We start from the raw sequence: 15082 nt of genomic DNA on the forward strand, positions 1-15082 counted from the left end.
CCCACATTTGGTCGATGTCGTTGCTGAAAGGCGGGAATAAAAAAGGCCTCGCATTTGCGAGGCCTTTTATTTGGGCTTCAATCTGTTCAACTTTGCGGCCTCAGTCCTTGAGAAAGTCCGAACATGAACAGCAATAAATCATGATCGGGGCGGGATGCCACGGATGCCTTGGCAACTCGTGGCAATGGACAATGCGCGTCGCCGCTCACTGAACTGAGGACCTGCGGGCGGGGCTGCTCCCATGCCGCCACCGCCAATGAAGCAACTGCCAAGGCTCCTATTAAAAATACACCTCGTGCAATTTCGAGTTTCATTGCTATAAACCCTTGATAGCGCTGCCAAACGCCGTCTTATAAAAGTAGACGAGTTTTTGCCAGTCCGTCGTGCTGAACGACGAGTGGCGACGCAGTTGCTTCATGTCATGAGTAGCCGCCTGCCGAGCGGTCAAACGCTGCCGGCATTTCTCCAGATCGATCAAGGCCACTTCAACCTTGGCAGCCTCGCCTTCGCCGGTGACGCGCACGAATACGTGCTTGGCATAAAGGCAGCTGTGCTGCCAGCGGCCCTTGTGCATCCGGGCCAGGTTCTCGGCCAGCTCCTTCAACACTCGATCATGCACAGCCTCACCGTGATGCTCGCGACCGCCGCCAGCGTACCAGTGATCGATTTCCTCGAAGCCGTCCAGCGCCTTGGTGATCAGCAATGCGCGCCATTTATGCACCGGATCGCGCTGTGCACCGCAGAAAACGATTTCCGGAACGCAAACGTCGAGCAGGTTCAGGCCGATGAGCGCATCGCGCTCGCGCAACACCGTCGGTCGACCGAACGGGTGCAGCAAGCTGCGATGGATATGCCCGGATTGACGTTTAACGTACAGCAGCTGTCCATTGCCGCTCACGACGCGCTGCACGCCGCTTTCTCCACCGCGACGGGCGTTGGGTTCTTCTACCCATTCACCGCGCTGATTCCAAAAATAATCGAAGCGGTCCTGGGGAGCGACTTCCGTTTCTGCTGCACATTGCACTGCCATTCTGTTACCTCTTGCGTAATACGTAGACCCGCCACATGGCATAGAGCGGTAAAAAGTCCAGTTGTTCCTGAATATGAAAACCCGCTTGCTCGAATTCCTTTTCAACCGTAGCAGCCGGTAACACAAATCGATTTTGGTAACCTACATGCCCACGGGTTCTCTCAAGGCGCTTGCGTTTCCACGCTTTGAAATTGCCATCCACCCACAAGGAAAGGATCACGCTGTCGCGAGTGACTCGCTCGAACTCGCGCAAAATAGCCCGTCGATGCTCGGCTTCACCGATGTGATGGAGCAAACGCATGCAGAAAATGCTGTCGACGGCGTTATCAGGCAAAGCAATGTCGAATGCAGAAGTGTGCAAGGGTTGTACCCGTTTCACCACCTCGGCAGGTTGCGCCTGCATGGCAATCTTCAGCATTGATTCAGAGTTGTCGGCCCCGATGATGGCTCGATTGGTTTTTTCCGCCAGCAATGGCCAGAAACGCCCCGCACCGCAGGGCAAATCGAGGATCAGCCCCGGCTCACCGGCCAGTGCCAACGCCTTGCGCGCCAGTTGCTCGTCACGCCAGTGGGACAGGCGACGGCCAAAGCCATCCTGGTGTTTGCGCAGGTATCGTTGAGCGTGTTGATCGTCGTATTTTTCGGAAAAATCCAGTTTGATCGGGCCGTCCATCATCAAGGTTTCCTGAGCTGCTGATGGCTCCCACGATAGGTCGCGCCGTGTCAGCGTCAGGTCATGCCGCTGTGAAAAAAACGTCATGTAAAACCCCAAATCATTTCGAGGATTTACGGGACGAAAACAATTGCACGGGGTTAATGCGTTTCAATAAGGCGATCAGTTACTCGTTGACAACTCCACCTGAAAGCGACAGCCGTTGGGTTCCATGTTCGTCAGGCTGACGCTCCAACCCTGGTTTTCACAGATCCGTTGCACCAGCGACAGCCCCAGCCCCAGGCCTTCACCGCGTTTCTCACTGCCCCGCACAAACGGCTCGAACATCGCCTCGCGTTTTTCCTCGGGAATGCCCACGCCACTGTCTTCGACGATGAAACCGGTGGCCGTCAGCGTCAGGCGGATGAACCCGCGCTCGGTGTAATGCAGCGCATTACGCAGCAGGTTGCCCATGACCGCGTGCAGAAGGGTTGCGTTGTAGCAAGTGTTGGCCGGATTGCCCGGTTCAAAGATCAGCGTCAGTCCCTTGGACTCGATCGGCTCGCGCCACAGATTGAGCAGTCCATCAGCGACCTGGTTCAGAGTCTGCTGGGGCGACATGCTGGCGTCTTCACGTTGTGCGCGGGCCAACATCAGGAAGGTTTGCACCAGCTCGCGCATCTCTTCACAGGCCCGGGCGATTCGCTGGACCTGAGCACGTCCACGCTGATCGATGCCGGGGTTTTCCAGCAACAGCTCGCAGGAACTGGCGAGCACCATCAATGGCGTGCGCAGTTCGTGGCTGACGTCACTGGTGAATAACCGTTCGCGGGTCAACGCCTGGCGCAAGCGCCCGAGGGTGGCGTCGAAGGCCACAGCCAACTCGCCCACCTCATCAGCGGCGTAATCCGGCGCCAGCGGTGGCGCCAGACCTAACAATTGATCACGGTGACGGACCTGGCGAGCCAGTCGCACCACGGGCGCCATCACTTTGCGCGCCAGTATCCAGCCAAGAAACACCGCCAATGCCAGACTCAGGACGAAGCCCACCAGCACCACGGCAAACAGCACCCGTTCACGCTCTTCGAAATCGCTCTGATCCTGTAACAGCACATAACGCCGGCCGTCGACGACTTCGACCATCGCGTGATACGACAGCTGTTCGCGAAACACTTCGTGAAAACCCGGCGGCAGATGGCGTAAATCCTTGGGCAACTGAAAATCACCCGGCCCGCCACTGAAATAGAACAGCTGGTCCGGCTCGGGACGATGGCTCCAGTCCGTGACACTGTCCATCAGCAACAGCCGTTGTAAATCGCCCCCCAGACCTGCCGAAATCAGTTTTTCTTCCACCAGGTGCACAGTCGCCACAATGCCCATGGCAAAGGCTCCCGCGACCAGTGCGCTCATCAGCGCAAAGGCGATGATGATCCGCTGAGCAAGGCTCTGTTTAAACTCCATCACGCCCCTCGGCCAAGCGATAACCCACACCGTGCACGGTTTGCAGCAACGGTTTGGCGAACGGCTTGTCGATCACTTGACGCAATTGATGGACGTGGCTGCGCAGGCTGTCGCTGTCCGGACAGTCATCCCCCCACAGCGCCTCTTCGAGAATTTCGCGGCGCAGTACGTGCGGACTTTTCTGCATCAGCACGGCGAGCAACTTCAGGCCCACCGGGTTGAGCTTCAGCAGTCGCCCCTCGCGGGTCACTTCCAGGGTGTCGAGGTCGTAGTTCAGATCGCCGACCTGCAAAGTACGGCGACCGCCACCCTGGGTGCGACGCATGACCGCCTCGATGCGCGCCGCCAATTCAGACAGGGCAAAGGGTTTGATCAGGTAATCATCGGCGCCGGATTTGAAACCTTGCAGCCGGTCGTCCAATTGATCGCGGGCGGTGAGCATGATCACCGGCGTGTCGCGGCGCGCGTCTTCGCGCAGGCGTTTGCACAGGGTGTAACCGTCGATGCCAGGCAACATGATGTCGAGCACGATCAAGTCGTAATGCTCGGTGGCCGCCAGGTGCAAGCCTGACAAACCGTCCTGCGCGCAATCCACGGTGTAACCCTTGAGCCCCAGGTAATCGGCCAGATTGGCCAGGATATCGCGGTTGTCTTCAACCAATAGAATTCGCATGGGTATCTCCTGCGTACACAGTAACGGCCGTCTTGGCCCGCGCAGCTTAAGGCCAAGCGTGGCTGAGGGCTAGGGTTACGGTGCCTGGAATCAATCCGCTCAACCAAATGATAGAGTTAACACGTTTTTCACTATCGATTCACAAGCCGACTACAGTGGACGCGCGAGAATCCCACGCAATTGTTGTTAAGGAATGTACACACAATGGACCTCTTCAAGACCGCGCCAATGCGCTTTCTCTTGCTCGTGACCGGCACTTGGCTGGTCATTTTCTTGCTGACCCGGATGGTTTTGCTGCTCACCCACCTGGATGAGGCCGGTAGCGGATTTCTGTCGGTGTTTGGCATCGGCCTGCTCTACGACCTGGGCTTCATTGCCTATGCAGCAATGCCGATGGGTCTCTACTTGCTGCTCTGCCCACCGGCCTTATGGCGCCGCCGCGGCCATCGCTGGTTCCTTCAGGGACTGCTGACCGTCAGCCTGTTCGCCATGTTGTTCACCGCGGTAGCCGAGTGGCTGTTCTGGGATGAGTTCGGTGTGCGCTTCAACTTCATCGCCGTCGATTACCTGGTGTATTCCGATGAGGTGTTGAACAACCTGTTGGAGTCTTATCCAATCGGTACGCTGCTGAGCATCCTTGCCGTGTTGGCCGTCGCCTTGAGCTTTGCGTTGCGCAAACCTTTCAATGCCGCGCTGGACGCACCGTTGCCGCCACTGCGCGGGCGCCTGCTGAATGCGCTGGCCCTGTTGATCGTCGCGGGGCTGAGCTTGCAACTGCTCAGCCAGGATTCGCCGCGCGCCCAGGGCGGTAATGCCTATCAAAACGAACTGGCGAGCAATGGGCCCTATCAGTTTTTTGCAGCATTCCGTAACAACGAACTGGATTACCCGCAGTTCTATAGCAGCCTGCCGCCGGCAATCGTTGCACAGCAGATTCGTGCCGAACTGAGCGAACCCAACGCACGTTTCATCGGCGAGGATCCGCAGGACATTCGCCGGATGATCGACAACCCGGGCACTGTGCGCAAACCCAACATTGTACTGGTGACGATTGAAAGCTTCAGCGCCAAGTACATGGGCAGTAACGGCGACGAGCGCAACCTGACACCCAACCTCGATGCCTTGCGCAAGCAGAGCCTGTACTTCAACAACTTCTATGCAACCGGCACCCGCACCGATCGCGGCCTTGAGGCCATTACCCTGGCGATCCCGCCAACCCCAGGGCGTTCGATCGTCAAGCGTGTAGGGCGTGAAAGCGGTTTCGCCAGCCTCGGCCAGCAACTCAGCGCCGTGGGTTACGACAGCGTGTTCGTCTATGGCGGACGCGGTTACTTCGACAATATGAACGCGTTCTTCAGTGGCAACGGTTACCGTGTGGTGGACCAGAGCAGCGTCGATGAATCAGAGATCAACTTCAAAAATGCCTGGGGCATGGCTGACGAAGATCTCTACAAGCAGACCCTCAAACTGGCCGACGCTGACTACGCAAAACAGCAGCCGTTTCTGCTGCAACTGATGACCACCTCCAACCATCGCCCTTACACCTACCCGGACAACCGGATCGACATCAAATCCGGCAACGGTCGCGACGGTGCAGTGAAGTACACCGACTATGCCATTGGTCAGTTCCTCGATCAGGCGCGCCAAAAGCCGTGGTTTGACAATACAATCTTCGTCTTCGTCGCCGACCACACGGCCGGCAGCGCCGGCATGGAAGACTTGCCGATCAAAAACTATCAGATTCCGCTGTTCATCTATGCACCGAAGCTGATCGATGCACGGGAAACCGCGCAACTGGCCAGCCAGATCGACCTGGCGCCGACCTTGCTGGGTTTGCTGAACCTGGATTATCAATCGACCTTCTTCGGCCGCAACTTGCTGCAGGACAATCCACTGCCGCCCCGCGTGGTCGTTGGCAATTACCAGCATTTGGGCTTGTTCGACGGCAAGGATTTGGCGATCCTGAGCCCTCGCCAAGGGCTGCGGCGCCATGATGAAGCATTGACCGAGAGCCGCGAGTCCCGGGCCACCGCCAGCGATCCGTTGATTGTCCGTGCTATCACCTATTACCAAACCGCCAGTTATGGCTTCAAACAACAGCTACTTGGCTGGAAGGCGCCCATGGAGGGCACTGGCCAAGTCAGCGCACATTAATCGAATCGCCCCGGGCTTGATGCCCCGGGGCTTTTCCTTTGTTCAGGATCCAACATGCCATCAATTGCTGTCCGCCCCGCCTCCCGCCCGCTCAATTTCTGGGTGTGCCTGGGCGTTCCCGCCATCGCAGCGATCACTCTGATGCTGCTCGAATTGACGTCCCTGGACATGGACCTTGCCAAGCTGCTCTATGACCCGGTCGCGGGTGATTTCATCGGGCGGCACAGTTACTTCCTGGAAGACATCCTGCATGACCGCGCCAAGCAAGTGGTCATCGCCTTCTCGGTGTTGTCCATCTTCGGTTTCATCGCCTCCTTTTTCATGGACAGTCTCAAACCGATCAAACGGGAATTGGGCTGCCTGGTGCTGTCTCTGGCGCTGGCAACCTCCTTTGTTACGCCAGTCAAAGCGGTGACGGCCGTTCAATGCCCGTGGAGTCTGGAGCAATTCGGTGGTCACGAAACCTATAGCGAACTGCTCAGCCCTCGCCCGCACACCGATAAACCGGGCCGTTGCTGGCCCGGCGGTCATGCGGCGACCGGTTTCACACTGTTTGCGCTGTTCTTTGTTCTGCGCGACCGTCGTCCGCGTCTGGCGCGCAAGGCGTTTGTGTTCGCTTTCGCGTTGGGCACGGTGTTTTCCATCGGCCGGATGATGCAAGGGGCTCACTTCTTTTCGCACAACGTGTGGACGGCGATTTTCTGCTGGCTGATTTGTCTGGGGGCGTATTACTACATCCTTTATCGCCCGGCCTCGAAGGCTGAGCGAGAGGCCAAGGCAGAACCGGTCAGCGCCTGATACACAGATCCAAATGTGGGAGCGGGCTTGCTCGCGAAAGCGGTGTTTCATTCAACACATAAGTTGACTGATCTACCGCCTTCGCGAGCAAGCCCGCTCCCACATTTGACTGATGTGACTATCAAAACTCCGGGCAATAAAAAACCCCGCCTGCTTATCGCAGGCGGGGTTTTTTAGTACAGGGGTAAGGCTGGCTTACATCATGCCGCCCATGCCGCCCATACCGCCCATGTCTGGCATGCCGCCGCCAGCTGGACCGTCTTCCTTGATCTCAGCGATCATGGCTTCGGTGGTGATCATCAGGCTGGCAATCGACGAAGCCGCTTGCAGAGCCGAACGAGTCACTTTGGCCGGGTCCAGGATACCCATTTCGATCATGTCGCCGTATTCGCCGGTAGCAGCGTTGTAACCGTAGTTACCCGAACCCTGCTTGACCTTGTCGACCACTACGCTTGGCTCGTCACCGGAGTTGGCAACGATCTGACGCAGTGGCGCTTCAACAGCGCGACGCAGCAACTGGATGCCAACGTTCTGGTCATCGTTGTCGCCTTTCAGCTCGGAGATTGCCTGCAGAGCGCGAACCAGTGCCACGCCGCCGCCAGGTACCACGCCTTCTTCAACGGCTGCACGGGTAGCGTGCAGGGCGTCTTCAACGCGGGCTTTCTTCTCTTTCATTTCAACTTCGGAACCAGCGCCAACCTTGATCACTGCAACGCCGCCGGACAGTTTGGCCAGACGCTCTTGCAGTTTTTCACGGTCGTAGTCGGACGAAGTGTCGGCCACTTGCTGACGGATCTGCAGAACGCGAGCCTGGATGTCAGCCTCAACGCCGGCGCCGTCGATCACGGTGGTGTTTTCTTTGGACAGGATCACGCGCTTGGCATTACCCAGGTGTTCCAGGGTAGTGCTTTCCAGGCTCAGACCGATCTCTTCGGAGATAACGGTACCGCCAGTCAGAACAGCGATGTCCTGCAGCATGGCCTTGCGACGGTCGCCGAAGCCTGGAGCCTTGACGGCTGCGACTTTAACGATGCCACGCATGTTGTTCACAACCAGAGTCGCCAGGGCTTCGCCTTCAACGTCTTCGGCCACGATCAGCAGTGGACGGCCGGCTTTGGCAACGGCTTCCAGTACTGGCAGCATTTCGCGGATGTTCGAGATCTTTTTGTCGACCAGCAGGATCAGCGGACCGTCCAGCTCGGCAGTCATGGTCTCTGGCTTGTTGACGAAGTACGGGGACAGGTAGCCACGGTCGAACTGCATGCCTTCAACAACCGACAGTTCGTTTTCCAGGCCCGAGCCTTCTTCAACGGTAATCACGCCTTCTTTACCGACTTTTTCCATGGCTTCGGCAATGATGTCGCCGATGGAGCTGTCGGAGTTGGCCGAGATGGTGCCGACCTGAGCGATGGCCTTGGTGTCAGCGCAAGGCTTGGACAGGGCTTTCAGCTCTTTGACGATTGCGATGGTCGCTTTGTCGATACCGCGCTTCAGGTCCATCGGGTTCATGCCGGCAGCGACGGCTTTCAGGCCTTCGTTGACGATCGATTGAGCCAGAACGGTAGCGGTGGTGGTGCCGTCGCCTGCGTCATCGTTGGCACGGGAGGCAACGTCTTTGACCAGCTGCGCGCCCATGTTTTCGAAGCGATCTTTCAGCTCGATTTCTTTGGCAACGGACACGCCGTCCTTGGTGATGGTCGGAGCGCCGAAGCTCTTCTCGATGATCACGTTACGGCCTTTAGGGCCCAGGGTCGCTTTTACTGCGTCAGCCAGGACGTTGACACCGGCGAGCATTTTCTTGCGGGCGGAATCGCCGAATTTAACTTCTTTAGCAGCCATGATCGATATTCCTTAAATACTTTGTAGTAGCGGGAAAATGAGCGGGGAATCAGCCTTCGATAACGGCGAGGATTTCGCTCTCGCCAATTACCAGCAGGTCTTCGCCGTCGACTTTCACGGTGTTGCTGCCGGAGTACGGGCCGAACACAACCTTGTCACCCACTTTCACAGCCAGTGCACGCACTTCACCGTTTTCCAGTGCTTTGCCTGGACCTACGGCGAGAACTTCACCCTGGTTTGGCTTTTCAGCAGCCGAACCTGGCAGGACGATACCGCCAGCGGTTTTCTTTTCTTCTTCGCTGCGACGGACGACGACGCGGTCATGCAGAGGACGAAGCTTCATTGTCGATCTCTCCTAATTGTGGTTTTCATCGGCCGGTGTATTCCCGGCGGGTTTAACAAATCCGGCGGTGCCGGGTGCGGTTCGTCGAGCGAACCGCGGAAGTCTGTCTGGCGCAATCGCCAGAAACCTTGCGGTGACCGTTACATAAGGGCGCATAAGCTTATTACAAGGGCGAGGAAGCAAATTTTTTCAGGTTGCTGCCCCACAAACGAACACGGCACCCGAAGGTGCCGTGCCGGTGGTGCGGATTACTTGGTATCGCGGTGTTCGAATTCGCCTTCGATCACGTTGGGCTCGCGGCCCAGCGGCTGGCGCGGAGCAGGACCGCCACGAGGCTGAAGGTCGTCGGCGAATGCACGCTGACGGATTGCCGCCTCTTCGGCACGCTGGCGCATTTTATTGGCCATCAGTCGACGAGAGATCGGCAGCAACATGATCAGACCCAGCACGTCAGTGACGAAGCCCGGCAGGATCAACAGGCCACCCGCCAGCGCCAGCATCAAGCCTTCGAGCATGGTCTGGGCCGGCAACTCGCCGCGGTTCAGGCTTTCACGAGCACGCAATGCGGTTGCCAGACCAGCGATACGCAGCACGAACACGCCGAGCATCGAGCCGAGAATGACCAGCAGCAGGGCCGGGAAAAACCCGATCGCCCCGCTGACCTTGACGAATACGAACAGCTCCAACACCGGAAACAGTACAAAGAGCAATAAAAAAGGGCGCATCAAATGGTTCCTCAACGCAAGAATGCCTTGCCAGTCTTCCCTAGATGACGTCGCCGATTCGTGAATTCAAGCGTCGGCCACTTCATTTTTCGGCCAATGTTCGGCGTGAGCCAGGAAAACCAAGGCTTCGCGCACTTGTGTCGGCGTATTACACGGCGCTTGAAACGGCAACCAATAGAGCCCCTGACCAATGCGCAGGTGCATGCCTTCGGTGTCGATACCCGCCAGTTGCGCCGGCTCGGTTTTCGGCAGGCCCGCCAGTTCGACGTAGTGGGCGATGGCTTTGGCGTGATCGGCATTCATGTGCTCGACCATGCTCGCTTCGGCCTTACCGGCAAACGGGTTGGCCAGCGTTAACTGATCGACCCAGTGAATCGCACCGAAGCCGCCGATGTAGCGGTGACGTACCGGTTTGAGCACCCAGAAATCGAAATCGTGAGCCTTGTGGTAGCTCTGCGAATCCGGGAAATAGCGGTAGTAACGCTCAGCCGCCGCTTCGATGGCGGCCTCGTCCTCGAGCTTTTCCGCTTCGGCGAGGTAGGTCAGGCGACCAACGGCTTGCACATCTTCAGCCCCGCGCTCGCCCACAAACAGCGAGCATTTTGGATCCTTCTGCAGGTTATGCGTGTGCTGGGCGATGCGGCTGATAAGGATCAGCGGCCGGCCCTGTTCATCCAGACAGTACGGAACCACGGAGCCAAACGGGAAACCGGGCATCGCCTTGGAGTGTGTCGAGAGCACTCCACGGTATTCCTTGAGAAGCAATTCTCGGGCATTCTTGGCTGCTTCAACGCTCAATTTATGACTCCTTATTAGAATCCGTCAAAAAAACGGACAGGCGCCGGGGATAAGTTCCAGTGCGCCATCGGGGCAGTTCTCATGTGCAGCCAGGCCATCAGGTGCAGATCGAGAGGCTACTCTCTGAAAGGAAACCACTCCTCTGACTGCTATTGGGGCATGCGAATGAAACTCACTGACAAAGTAATCATTATCACGGGCGGTTGCCAGGGTTTAGGCCGTTCCATGGCCGAGTATTTCGCCGGTAAAGGCGCGAAGCTGGCGCTGGTGGACCTGAACCAGGAAAAGCTCGACGACGCCGTCGCCGCTTGCACGGCCAAAGGCGTCGAGGCTCGCGCTTATCTGTGCAATGTCGCCAATGAAGATCAAGTGACGCACATGGTTGCCCAGGTTGCCGAAGACTTCGGCGCGATCCATGGCCTGATCAACAACGCCGGGATCCTGCGCGATGGCTTGCTCATCAAGGTCAAGGACGGCGAGATGACCAAGATGAGCCTGGCCCAGTGGCAGTCGGTCATCGACGTCAACCTGACCGGCGTCTTCCTGTGTACCCGTGAAGTCGCGGCCAAAATGATCGAGCTGAACAACAGCGGCGCGATCATTAATATCTCGTCGATCTCCCGTGCTGGCAACGCCGGCCAGAGCAACTATTCCGCCGCCAAGGCCGGTGTCGCCGCGATGACCGTGACCTGGGCCAAGGAATTGGCACGCTACGGTATTCGTGTGGCAGCCATTGCACCGGGCTTTATCGAAACCGAAATGACGCTGAGCATGAAGCCTGACGCGCTGGAGAAGATAACGTCCGCGATTCCACTCAAGCGCATGGGCACGCCTGAAGAGATCGCCCATTCAGCGAACTACATTTTCGAAAACGACTACTACAACGGTCGGATTATGGAGCTGGATGGCGGGTTGCGGATCTAGGGTCAACACAAAACAAATGTGGGAGCGGGCTTGCTCGCGAAAGCGGTGTATCAGTCAACATTAATGCTGAATGACACACCGCTTTCGCGAGCAAGCCCGCTCCCACATTGGATCGCATTTCTTCAGCGAATCAATCGTCGCTGATGGTGATGTTCGGCATGGCCGGTGTCGCCGCTTCCTGCAACACGATTCGCGCGCCGACATGGCGGGCCAGTTCCTGGTAAACCATTGCAATCGGGCTGTCAGGCTCGGCGATCACCGTTGGCTTGCCGCCATCGGCCTGTTCGCGGATGGCCATCGCCAGCGGCAACGAAGCCAGCAGCTCGACGCCGTACTGGTTGGCCAGCTTCACACCACCGCCCTCACCGAACAGATGCTCGGCATGCCCGCAGTTGGAGCAGATGTGCACGGCCATGTTTTCCACCACGCCCAGCACCGGGATGTTGACCTTGCGGAACATCTCCACGCCCTTGCGTGCGTCCAGCAATGCCAGATCTTGCGGCGTGGTAACGATCACCGCGCCGGCCACCGGGACTTTCTGCGCCAGGGTCAGCTGGATGTCGCCGGTGCCTGGCGGCATGTCGATGACCAGGTAATCCAGATCGCCCCAGGCTGTCTGAGTGACGAGTTGCAACAAGGCGCCGGAAACCATCGGCCCGCGCCAGACCATCGGCGTGTTGTCGTCGGTCAGGAACGCCATGGACATGACTTCGACACCGTGGGACTCGATCGGAATAAACCACTTCTGATCCTTGACCTTCGGTCGGGTGCCTTCAGGGATGCCGAACATGATGCCCTGGCTCGGCCCGTAAATATCCGCGTCGAGAATCCCGACCTTGGCGCCTTCGCGGGCCAGGGCCAGGGCCAGGTTGGCGGCGGTGGTTGATTTGCCCACACCGCCCTTGCCGGACGCCACGGCCACCACGTTCTTGACGTTGGCCAGACCCGGGATCTGCGCTTGAGCCTTGTGCGCGGCAATAACACTGGTGATCTCGACGCGGGCGATGGTCACGCCGTCCAGCCCTTCAATGGCCATTTGCAGCAACTGCGCCCAGCCACTCTTGAACAGACCGGCGGCGTAACCCAGCTCCAGCTGGACGCTGACGCGATCACCCTGGATGTCGATGCCGCGTACGCACCCGGCGCTGACCGGGTCCTGGTTCAAATAAGGGTCGGTGTATTGGCGAAGGACGGCTTCCACCGCTGCGCGATTGACGGCGCTCATGGGCAACTCCGATAGCAAGACTGGAAAATCAGGCGGGTATCGTACCCGTTCTATAGTCCGGACGGCATGCTTTCAGGATGTGACAAATAACCCATGGTCGAATGCTACCTGTAGCAGCTGGCGAAGCCTGCGTTCGGCGGCGTAGCCGTCGTAAAACCAGACAGCGCGGTGTTTCAGGTAGTCTGGAGCGTCCGGATTGGCGACGGCTTCGCCGCCGAACGCAGCCTTCGGCAGCTGCTACAAAGGTCCGAGGTGCCGGTCGCGGGGGTGAAAAATATGCGCCGGCGCTTTATAGTGGCCGACCTCCGTTTCATCAAGTAGCCGAGCCCCATGTCCGAGCCACGCAAGATCCTCGTCACCAGCGCCCTGCCCTATGCCAATGGTTCGATCCATCTTGGCCACATGCTGGAATACATCCAGACCGATATGTGGGTGCGCTTCCAGAAGCACCGCGGCAATCAATGCATTTATGTCTGCGCCGACGACGCCCACGGTTCGGCCATCATGCTGCGCGCGGAAAAGGAAGGCATCACCCCGGAACAACTGATCGCCAACGTCCAGGCTGAACACAGCGCCGACTTTGCCGAGTTCCTGGTGGACTTCGACAACTTCCACTCCACTCACGCCGAAGAAAACCGTGAGCTGTCGAGCCAGATCTACCTGAAGCTGCGCGACGCCGGGCACATCGCCCAGCGTTCGATCACTCAGTACTTCGACCCGGAAAAGAAAATGTTCCTGGCCGACCGCTTCATCAAGGGCACCTGCCCGAAATGCGGCACCGAAGACCAGTACGGCGACAACTGCGAAAAATGCGGTGCGACCTACGCGCCGACCGACCTGAAGGATCCGAAGTCGGCGATCTCTGGCGCCACTCCGGTGCTCAAGGATTCCCAGCACTTCTTCTTCAAGCTGCCGGACTTCCAGGAAATGCTGCAAGCCTGGACTCGCAGCGGCACCCTGCAAGAAGCCGTGGCGAACAAGATCGCCGAATGGCTGGACGCCGGCCTGCAACAGTGGGACATCTCCCGCGATGCGCCGTACTTCGGTTTCGAAATCCCTGACGAGCCAGGCAAATACTTCTACGTCTGGCTGGACGCGCCGATCGGCTACATGGCCAGTTTCAAGAACCTCTGCGACCGCACGCCTACACTTGATTTCGACGCGTTCTGGGGCAAGGATTCCACCGCCGAGCTGTACCATTTCATCGGCAAGGACATCGTCAACTTCCACGCCCTGTTCTGGCCAGCCATGCTCGAAGGCGCCGGTTTCCGTAAACCGACCGGCATCAACGTGCACGGCTACCTGACCGTCAACGGTCAGAAAATGTCCAAGTCCCGCGGCACCTTCATCAAGGCCCGGACCTATCTCGACCACCTGTCGCCGGAATACCTGCGCTACTACTACGCGGCGAAGTTGAGCCGTGGCGTCGATGACCTGGACCTGAACCTCGAAGACTTCGTGCAGAAGGTCAACTCCGACCTGGTCGGCAAAGTCGTCAACATTGCCAGCCGTTGCGCCGGTTTCATCCACAAAGGCAACGCCGGTGTATTGGTGGCGGGTAATGCCGCGCCGGAACTGACCGAAGCGTTCCTGGCCGCAGCGCCGAGCATCGCCGAAGCCTACGAGGCTCGCGACTTCGCCCGTGCCATGCGCGAGATCATGGGCCTGGCCGACCGTGCCAATGCCTGGATCGCCGACAAGGCGCCGTGGTCGCTGAACAAACAGGAAGGCAAGCAAGACGAAGTCCAGGCCATCTGCGCCCTGGGCGTCAACCTGTTCCGCCAGTTGGTGATCTTCCTCAAGCCGGTGCTGCCGCTGCTGGCCGCCGATGCCGAGGCGTTCCTGAACGTCGCGCCGCTGACCTGGAACGACCACGCCACCTTGCTCAGCAACCATCAGCTGAACGAGTTCAAACCGTTGATGACCCGTATCGACCCGGTAAAAGTGCAAGCCATGAGCGACGCCTCGAAAGAAGACCTGACCGCCAGCGCTACCGACACCGGCGACGCTGCACCTGCCGGCAATGGCGAACTGGCCAAGGATCCGCTGTCGCCGGAAATCGAGTTCGATGCCTTTGCCGCTGTCGACCTGCGCGTCGCCCTGATTCTCAAGGCCGAACACGTGGAAGGTGCCGACAAACTGCTGCGCCTGACCCTGGACATCGGTGACGAGCAACGCAACGTGTTCTCCGGGATCAAGAGCGCTTATCCGGATCCGTCCAAGCTCAATGGTCGTCTGACCATGATGATCGCCAACCTCAAGCCACGGAAAATGAAGTTCGGCATCTCCGAAGGTATGGTGATGGCGGCCGGCCCTGGCGGTGAAGAAATCTACCTGCTCAGCCCTGACAGCGGCGCCAAGCCAGGTCAGCGCATCAAGTAAGGCTCTGCTGTAAACCGATCCCACAGTCGTACCTGCTGCGACTGTGGGATTTTCATGTCTGGCCCACCCTCCGTCCTT

The 15082-nt window shown here is 58.5% G+C and carries 14 protein-coding genes; 4 read left to right on the forward strand and 10 right to left on the reverse strand.

Features of this window, described 5'->3' with window-relative positions; genetic code table 11:
• Window positions 1-86: 86 nt before the first annotated feature.
• The 5 genes from ASC74_RS31110 to colR form a co-directional block, all read right to left on the reverse strand.
• Window positions 87-314, reverse strand: a complete 228-nt coding sequence (locus ASC74_RS31110; protein WP_082555825.1) for a hypothetical protein — start codon at window positions 312-314, stop codon at window positions 87-89.
• Between the two features lie 2 nt (window positions 315-316).
• Window positions 317-1030, reverse strand: a complete 714-nt coding sequence (locus ASC74_RS14490; RefSeq protein ID WP_056742000.1) for a lipopolysaccharide kinase InaA family protein — start codon at window positions 1028-1030, stop codon at window positions 317-319.
• A gap of 4 nt (window positions 1031-1034) precedes the next feature.
• Complete coding sequence (locus ASC74_RS14495; RefSeq protein ID WP_056742047.1) at window positions 1035-1703, reverse strand: class I SAM-dependent methyltransferase; 669 nt, start codon at window positions 1701-1703, stop codon at window positions 1035-1037.
• A gap of 162 nt (window positions 1704-1865) precedes the next feature.
• The gene (locus tag ASC74_RS14500; RefSeq protein ID WP_056742001.1) at window positions 1866-3143 is read right to left on the reverse strand and encodes a sensor histidine kinase; all 1278 of its coding nucleotides are present in this window, start codon (window positions 3141-3143) and stop codon (window positions 1866-1868) included.
• Window positions 3133-3816, reverse strand: coding sequence for a two-component system response regulator ColR (colR, locus tag ASC74_RS14505; protein ID WP_008155536.1), 684 nt, complete (start codon window positions 3814-3816; stop codon window positions 3133-3135). Before colR ends, ASC74_RS14500 begins: the two co-directional genes overlap by 11 nt.
• Window positions 3817-4020: 204 nt before the next feature.
• On the opposite strand from colR, the gene ASC74_RS14510 reads away from it, so the two are divergent.
• Window positions 4021-5970 carry an LTA synthase family protein gene (locus ASC74_RS14510; protein ID WP_056742002.1) on the forward strand — a complete coding sequence of 650 codons (1950 nt, stop codon included), beginning with the start codon at window positions 4021-4023 and terminating at the stop codon, window positions 5968-5970.
• 54 nt (window positions 5971-6024) lie between these two features.
• Window positions 6025-6768, forward strand: coding sequence for a phosphatase PAP2 family protein (locus tag ASC74_RS14515; protein WP_056742003.1), 744 nt, complete (start codon window positions 6025-6027; stop codon window positions 6766-6768).
• A 195-nt stretch (window positions 6769-6963) separates the two neighbouring features.
• On the opposite strand, the gene groL is transcribed toward ASC74_RS14515, so the two are convergent.
• From groL to ASC74_RS14535, 4 genes are all read right to left on the reverse strand, one after another.
• Window positions 6964-8607, reverse strand: coding sequence for a chaperonin GroEL (gene groL / locus ASC74_RS14520; RefSeq protein WP_008155543.1), 1644 nt, complete (start codon window positions 8605-8607; stop codon window positions 6964-6966).
• A 49-nt stretch (window positions 8608-8656) separates the two neighbouring features.
• A complete protein-coding gene (locus ASC74_RS14525; RefSeq protein ID WP_008155545.1) occupies window positions 8657-8950 on the reverse strand; it encodes a co-chaperone GroES in 294 nt (97 codons plus the stop codon).
• Between the two features lie 248 nt (window positions 8951-9198).
• A complete protein-coding gene (locus ASC74_RS14530) occupies window positions 9199-9675 on the reverse strand; it encodes an FxsA family protein (RefSeq protein WP_056742004.1) in 477 nt (158 codons plus the stop codon).
• Between the two features lie 66 nt (window positions 9676-9741).
• A complete protein-coding gene (locus ASC74_RS14535; protein ID WP_056742005.1) occupies window positions 9742-10473 on the reverse strand; it encodes a HugZ family pyridoxamine 5'-phosphate oxidase in 732 nt (243 codons plus the stop codon).
• Window positions 10474-10638: 165 nt separating this feature from the next.
• Here ASC74_RS14535 and ASC74_RS14540 point away from each other — a divergent pair, with 165 nt between their 5' ends.
• Window positions 10639-11397, forward strand: a complete 759-nt coding sequence (locus ASC74_RS14540; RefSeq protein ID WP_056742006.1) for an SDR family oxidoreductase — start codon at window positions 10639-10641, stop codon at window positions 11395-11397.
• A 130-nt stretch (window positions 11398-11527) separates the two neighbouring features.
• Here the strand turns inward: ASC74_RS14540 and apbC are convergent, their stop codons facing one another.
• A complete protein-coding gene (gene apbC / locus ASC74_RS14545) occupies window positions 11528-12622 on the reverse strand; it encodes an iron-sulfur cluster carrier protein ApbC (protein ID WP_046047101.1) in 1095 nt (364 codons plus the stop codon).
• A 330-nt stretch (window positions 12623-12952) separates the two neighbouring features.
• Between apbC and metG the strand changes: the two genes are divergently transcribed.
• Window positions 12953-15004 carry a methionine--tRNA ligase gene (gene metG / locus ASC74_RS14550; protein WP_046047100.1) on the forward strand — a complete coding sequence of 684 codons (2052 nt, stop codon included), beginning with the start codon at window positions 12953-12955 and terminating at the stop codon, window positions 15002-15004.
• Window positions 15005-15082 lie beyond the last annotated feature (78 nt).

Origin of the sequence: Pseudomonas sp. Root329 (genome assembly GCF_001424925.1) — a bacterium.
Taxonomy (GTDB): Bacteria; Pseudomonadota; Gammaproteobacteria; order Pseudomonadales; family Pseudomonadaceae; genus Aquipseudomonas; species Aquipseudomonas arabinosi.

What these genes read in the sequence shown, in the direction of transcription:
- ASC74_RS31110 (WP_082555825.1), bottom strand. Translation starts at nt 314, where the DNA reads ATGAAACTCGAAATTGCACGAGGTGTATTTTTAATAGGAGCCTTGGCA.
- ASC74_RS14490 (WP_056742000.1), bottom strand. Translation starts at nt 1,030, where the DNA reads ATGGCAGTGCAATGTGCAGCAGAAACGGAAGTCGCTCCCCAGGACCGC.
- ASC74_RS14495 (WP_056742047.1), bottom strand. Translation starts at nt 1,703, where the DNA reads ATGGACGGCCCGATCAAACTGGATTTTTCCGAAAAATACGACGATCAA.
- ASC74_RS14500 (WP_056742001.1), bottom strand. Translation starts at nt 3,143, where the DNA reads ATGGAGTTTAAACAGAGCCTTGCTCAGCGGATCATCATCGCCTTTGCG.
- colR (WP_008155536.1), bottom strand. Translation starts at nt 3,816, where the DNA reads ATGCGAATTCTATTGGTTGAAGACAACCGCGATATCCTGGCCAATCTG.
- ASC74_RS14510 (WP_056742002.1), top strand. Translation starts at nt 4,021, where the DNA reads ATGGACCTCTTCAAGACCGCGCCAATGCGCTTTCTCTTGCTCGTGACC.
- ASC74_RS14515 (WP_056742003.1), top strand. Translation starts at nt 6,025, where the DNA reads ATGCCATCAATTGCTGTCCGCCCCGCCTCCCGCCCGCTCAATTTCTGG.
- groL (WP_008155543.1), bottom strand. Translation starts at nt 8,607, where the DNA reads ATGGCTGCTAAAGAAGTTAAATTCGGCGATTCCGCCCGCAAGAAAATG.
- ASC74_RS14525 (WP_008155545.1), bottom strand. Translation starts at nt 8,950, where the DNA reads ATGAAGCTTCGTCCTCTGCATGACCGCGTCGTCGTCCGTCGCAGCGAA.
- ASC74_RS14530 (WP_056742004.1), bottom strand. Translation starts at nt 9,675, where the DNA reads ATGCGCCCTTTTTTATTGCTCTTTGTACTGTTTCCGGTGTTGGAGCTG.
- ASC74_RS14540 (WP_056742006.1), top strand. Translation starts at nt 10,639, where the DNA reads ATGAAACTCACTGACAAAGTAATCATTATCACGGGCGGTTGCCAGGGT.
- apbC (WP_046047101.1), bottom strand. Translation starts at nt 12,622, where the DNA reads ATGAGCGCCGTCAATCGCGCAGCGGTGGAAGCCGTCCTTCGCCAATAC.
- metG (WP_046047100.1), top strand. Translation starts at nt 12,953, where the DNA reads ATGTCCGAGCCACGCAAGATCCTCGTCACCAGCGCCCTGCCCTATGCC.